Genomic DNA, 5,672 nt, shown 5'->3' with positions numbered 1-5,672 from the left:
GGGGATGTCGATTTCCTCGAGCGGCAGGGCGACGACCGAGCGGGTCATGGCGGGACTCCTATCGGGTTGGCGATGGCATTTATTGGGCGCCGTAAACCCGGGACTGGCTACTGTCAGAAATGACAGTTCGAAGGGGTAAAAGGGGGCCGCTGGTCGGATTGGCGAACTGGGCGTCAATGTAAAAAAGCACCGCCGTGGTAGCGGTGCTTTTTCAGGGGACGAAAGCGAGTTACTTCAAGCCGACACCAAAGGCCGCCACGGAGCCAATGGGTGCCGTATAGTCCTTCAGGCTACCCTCCTGGCCGGTGTTCAGGTTTTTCACGTAGTAGAAACGGTACAGTCCTGAGGAAGCGAGATCCCTTGACCAGTAATAGTTGACCCCCATCGGCCAGCTGTTCCCGTAGGTATTAAAGATTTCCCGCAGCTCGCCCATCGACGGCAACCGCGTCCCTACCTGTGGCGCGCGACCGTTCATGTAACTCCACGTACCGTTGCCCAACCCCACACAGGTAACGACCCCGGTCACCGTGACGGTATAGCTTTTCGATTGGCCGGCACTGTCCTGTGCGGTAATGATGGTCCAACCATTTCGGCGCACGGTGACCAGACCATCGCCATCGACCACGGCGACCCCGGGAACACTGGACGTATAGGTATAACCCGGCTGGCCGCCGGAGGCGCGATGGTGCACCGAGGTGCCGGCGCCGAAAGCGGGCAGATGCGGATATCCCTCCAGCATATAGACCTTGCCACTCAAGGTGACCGGCGAGGTATTGAACACCAGGGCGGACAGCACGGTAAAACTGCGTACGGCTGAATCCGGTACTCCGCTGCCATACAGTGCCCGCACTTTCATCGGGTGGTTGCCCTGCCCCAACCCGCTCAGCTCCTTGCTCCACTCGCCATTGTTGCCCGCCACGGCATCGCCCTTGTCGTCGGTGTTGTCGAGGATCTTCACGCTCTGGCCGATGCTCGCCCGTCCCGTCAGGGTCACGCGGGTGTCGGTGGTGGAGCCGTTCGGCGGGATCTCAGCGCCGGCGCTGTTCCTGATCAAGGTGATGCTCGGTGGCACGACGGCGGTGACGGTGAAGGCCTTCGCCGCCGACTCCTGGCCGTTGCCATACAGCGCCTTGGCCTTGAGGCTGTAGCCCTTGGGGCTGAGGTTGCCAAGGGGGGTGCTCCAGTTCGTGCCGACGGAGGGAATAGAGACCGGGTTGCCAATGTCGCTGTTGCCGTCCCGCAGTTGGATACTTTGCCCGCTGCTGCCAGTCCCCGTGACGGTCACGCTGGTTTCGACGGTTATCCCGCCGACAACCGAGCCCTTGCTATCGCGAATATCGGTGAGGGTCGGGACCATGGCGTTGGTCACGAAGAAGGCCTTCGCCGCCGATTCCTGGTCGCTGCCATAGAGCGCCTTGGCCTTGATGTTGTAACCCTTGACACTCAGCCCCGTGAGCTGGGTGTTCCAGGCCGTGCCATTGACGGGAATGCTGAACGGGTTGCCGATGGGGGCATTGCCATCCATCAGCTGGATCTTTTGCCCGCTGCTGCCGGTACCGGTGATGAAGACAGTGGTCTCGATGGTGGTCGCGCCGACAATCGAGCCTTTGCTGTCGCGGATATCGGTGAGCGTCGGGGCGATTTCGGCGGTGACTTTGAAGGTCCGGGCCGCGGAGAATTCGCCGCTGCCGTAGATCGCCTGGGCCTTGAGGCTGTGGTCGCCCTGGTTCAGCGGGCTGATGTCCAGCGTCCAGTCGCCATCGTCGTTGGCGCGTGCCCTGCCGAAGGAGGTCGTGGTGTTGTCGAAGATCTCCACCTCCTGCCTGGCGCTGGCCCTGCCACTGAGGCTCAGGCGGGTGTCGACGGTAGTCTCGCCATTACCGACCTCGCCCCTGGAATCGCGCACCGAAGCAATGGTGGGGACGTTCAAGGCAGTGACGGTAAAGGTCCTGGGCGGCGAGACGGCGCCATTATCATAGCGGACCTTGGCGGTGAGGCTGTGGTCGGTCACGCTCAAGCCACTGATCGCCAGGTCCCAGTCGCCGCTATTGTTGGCTTTCGTGCTGCCCAGGGGGACCGTGCCGTTGTCGAAGATCTGCACCTCTTGCAGGGCACTGGCCCGGCCGGTGAGGGTCACGCTGGTATCGACGGTGGTGTCGCCGTTGTTCACCTCACCCCGGGAGTCTTGCACCGAGGTGATGACGGGCGCCACCAGGGCGGTGATGGTAAAGGTCCGTGCGTCGGAGACCTCGCCATCGCCGTAGCCGGCCTTGGCGGTGAGGCTGTGGGCGCTCACACCCAGCCCACTGACGACCAGGTCCCAGTCGCCCGTGGCGTTGGCGGTCGCGGTGCCCAGGGACGCCGTGGTGTTGTCGAAGATCTCCACATCATGAAGGGCACTGGCCTTGCCGATCAGGGTCACGCGAGTGTCGACGATAGTGTCGCCGTTATTGACTTCACCCTGGGAGTCGGTGACGGAATTGATGCTCGGCCTGACCAGGGCCTCGGCCCTGAAGGTTCGCGGGTCCGAGATATTGCCGCTGCCGTCCCGGGCCTGGGCGGTGATGCGATAGGATTTGGGGACCAGACCGTTCAGGGGAAAGGTCCAACTGCCATCCAGGAGGACGGTGGCAGTGCCCACCGAGTTGAGACCGTCGAACAGTTCGAGGGTTGACTCGGGCGTGGCGATACCGCTCAGCGTCACGCTGCTGTCGACCGTCATGCCGCCCTCGCCGATCTCGCCCCAACGGTCCGCGACCCGTTGGATCTCCGGTACCACCCAGTCATGCCGGGTCTTGAAGGTGTACAGGCCGCGGGGAAACTCAAGGGCATAGAACTCATCGCTTTCACCGGTGAAGATCACTTTGCAGATAACCGCCAGCGGCGTGTCATGGCCGAGTTTTTCCAGCTCGCTTCTGAGTACCGACTCAGTCAAGCCACCGGCGGCTTGGGCATCGGAGATGGGCACGGCGGCCAGCAGCGAAATGGGATAAGTCGCGCCACTGTCGGTCTGGCCTTCAAGGCTCAACCAGACCTTTTGCCCGACGGCACTAAATGGCCATTTGCCCACTGTGACTTGCGCGTTGCCGGTAAAGGTCGCCAGGTTCAGCACCCGGTTGACCGGGTCGGCCTGGGTGATCTGCGGGTGTGGCAACTGGGTTTGCGGATCGCGGAAGGCGGTGATGATCAGGGACCGATTCTCGGAGATAAAAGAAAACCCCTTGTGATCGACGGTATAGTCCACCAATACCGTGCGGTCGATATTGGCGCCGACGATGGCCGGATCCAGCTTGAAGTCGATGTGGCGGCTGGGGCTGCCTGGCTGTTCTTGATCATCGGACGAGCCGGGCCCCGGGGTGCCCTGCCAGTTCAGGTGGATCAGGTGGGGCGTGTCCATGCTTTCATAGCCCACCCGCACCGTGGGACCGTTGAGCGCATCCATCGGGTCGAGCACGTTGTTCGGCGCTTCAAGGATGTCCGGTGGCGGCAACTCGCCGAGCAATTCGCCGATCAGCAGGTCCAGCACCTCGGAATAACTGTATTGCCCGGTGGCGATGCGCTTGAGCGTGTAGCGAACCTTGACGATGCTGTTGATATTGGCTTCGACCAGTTCGCGGACGATCCTGAAGTTCACCGGCTCGCCGGCGTTCACGGTGGTGATCGGCAGCGAGTCGCTGGCGCTGCCGCCGGCGGGGTTGCCGCGCCAGTAGTAGGTCATTCGATCGCCGGGGGCCGTTCCAAGGTAGTCCACGCGCAAGGTCACCGGGCCGGTGACCGCCTCATGATCGAGGACATCATCCGGTGCCTCGATGACCCGCGGCTTGGGCAGGTCGGCCTGGATCGCCTGGACCTTGACCGGCAGGTGGTCGGACTCCTTCACGCCGTACAGCGCCACATCGTCCCGGGAGACCCGGTAGAACAGATCCAGGGTGCCGTTGTTCAGCGCAATGATGTGTGCGCCGTCTACCGGTATGTTGATGGGACTGCCGACTTCACCCGCCGTGACCGGGTGTCCCTGTTCATGGGGATAAGGGGCACCGGTCGCGGTGGTCCCCATCCAGACCATATCGATCAGGTCGCCATTGGCCATGCCCGGGTATACCGGTATCTGTACGATGGCCCAGGGCTGGGTGGGCTCGAGGATATCGCCAATCAATTCGAGGATAGTCGGCGCCGGCAGGAAATACGGGTCGCCTTGCACATAGGCAAAGGCATGCTTGGACGACAGGGGCGGATCGCCATTGGCCTTGTCCAGCTTGTACCAGACGTCGCCCGAGCCCTTGGCGATGGCGCGGATCTCGGCATTGGGAATCTTGAACTCTTCGACTTTGGGCAGGCTGGTGAGTACCCGGCTCTGGGTGTTGATCAGCGGGCTGCCGCTCGCGGGAGTGCCGGTCCAGATCATGGTCAGGGTGTCATCCAGATTGAAATCGGGCCCTGAGACGTAGATCTGGACGGTCACATCCTCTTTGCCCAACAGGTCCAGATCGATCACCCCGGAGCTGTCCGTGTCCTTGATGATCGGCGGGTCCAGGCGCCAGGCACCGGCGTCAACCGCGACATAGGTTCTTTGCGAGTAGCGGCTGGAAGCATTCCAGACTTCGTCGAACACTTCGTAGTGCACCAGCAGCTCATTGCTGTCACCGCCGGCGAGGATGGTGTCCTGCTCGATCATAAAGGTGATGGGATCGGTGCTGTTGGCTTCTTCCTCGGTGATCAGCCGACGGACAAAGGTGCTGCCCCACTTCAGTTGGATGATGTCGCGCACGGTCCGGTTATCGTAATAGTCGATCTTGAGAGGAACGCCCCGGGCGGCCCACTCGGCGTCCACGAGGTCCAGGTCCGGAGGCAGTTCGGGGCGGTGCAGTTGCGAGTGACCACCAGGATCATTGGGGTTACGGTCCCGCCCGCCCGGAAGCTCAAGCTTGACCAACAGGCGCAGGCCGACTGAGTCCTCGGGAGGGCTCAAGTCCGCGGCGAACAAGCGATAGAAGAGCTTTTCGACCCAACCGGAAACAATGTGCTCTGTGGGCAGGAACAGGGAGATCCGCTGATTGATATCCTCGGCCTCAACGGTGACATCCCCGACCTTGAGGGCGTCCCAGTACACCTCGAGCTTGTCGCCTTCGAGCATGTTCATGCTGTAGGGATCTATCTGGCATAGCAGGGGGTTTTCATACATCTTGCGATTCATCCCGCCATCGCCCCCCACGACCGGTTTGCTCATGCCTGACAGCATCAGCGGCCACATGTCAAAGGGCCGATTCTCGAGGTCGCGCGGAGGGAACAGGAAGGGGCTGAAGCGGCTCATGGAGCGGAAGGCATTCATGGTCGTATCCTTGCCAGGCCAACGGCTTGGAGATGAGGGCTGAAGGACCTCGTATGCGCGCATCAATTCGACTGCTGGACCTGAAGGTGGCGTGTACCAGGGTGTGGGGAGATGGCGTTATTTGATGCTTCGGCGCGGAGCTTGGCTACTGTCAGAAATGACAGGTCGAGGGGCTAGACAGGCACCATTGGTCGGATGGTGGGTTCGACCTGTCATTTCTGACAGTAGCCAGCCCGGTGTTTACGGCGCCCAATAAACGCCATCGCCAACCCGATAGGAGTCCCGCCATGACCCGCTCGGTCGTCGCCCTGCCGCTCGAGGAAATCGACATCCCCGACAAGAA

The 5,672-nt window shown here is 61.9% G+C and carries 1 protein-coding gene; it reads right to left on the bottom strand.

The annotated features are described in order from the left end of the window. Nucleotides 1–229 precede the first annotated feature (229 nt). Nucleotides 230–5,329, bottom strand: a complete 5,100-nt coding sequence (locus AC07VG_RS33350; protein ID WP_495022561.1) for an immunoglobulin-like domain-containing protein — start codon at nt 5,327–5,329, stop codon at nt 230–232. Nucleotides 5,330–5,672: the final 343 nt, after the last annotated feature.

It is taken from the genome of Pseudomonas sp. GW821-FHT03C07, assembly GCF_059420925.1.
The sequence above is the reverse complement of the archived record's forward strand: the minus strand, read 5'-3'. Positions and strand labels throughout refer to the sequence as shown.

What these genes read in the sequence shown, in the direction of transcription:
- AC07VG_RS33350 (WP_495022561.1), bottom strand. Translation starts at nt 5,329, where the DNA reads ATGAATGCCTTCCGCTCCATGAGCCGCTTCAGCCCCTTCCTGTTCCCT.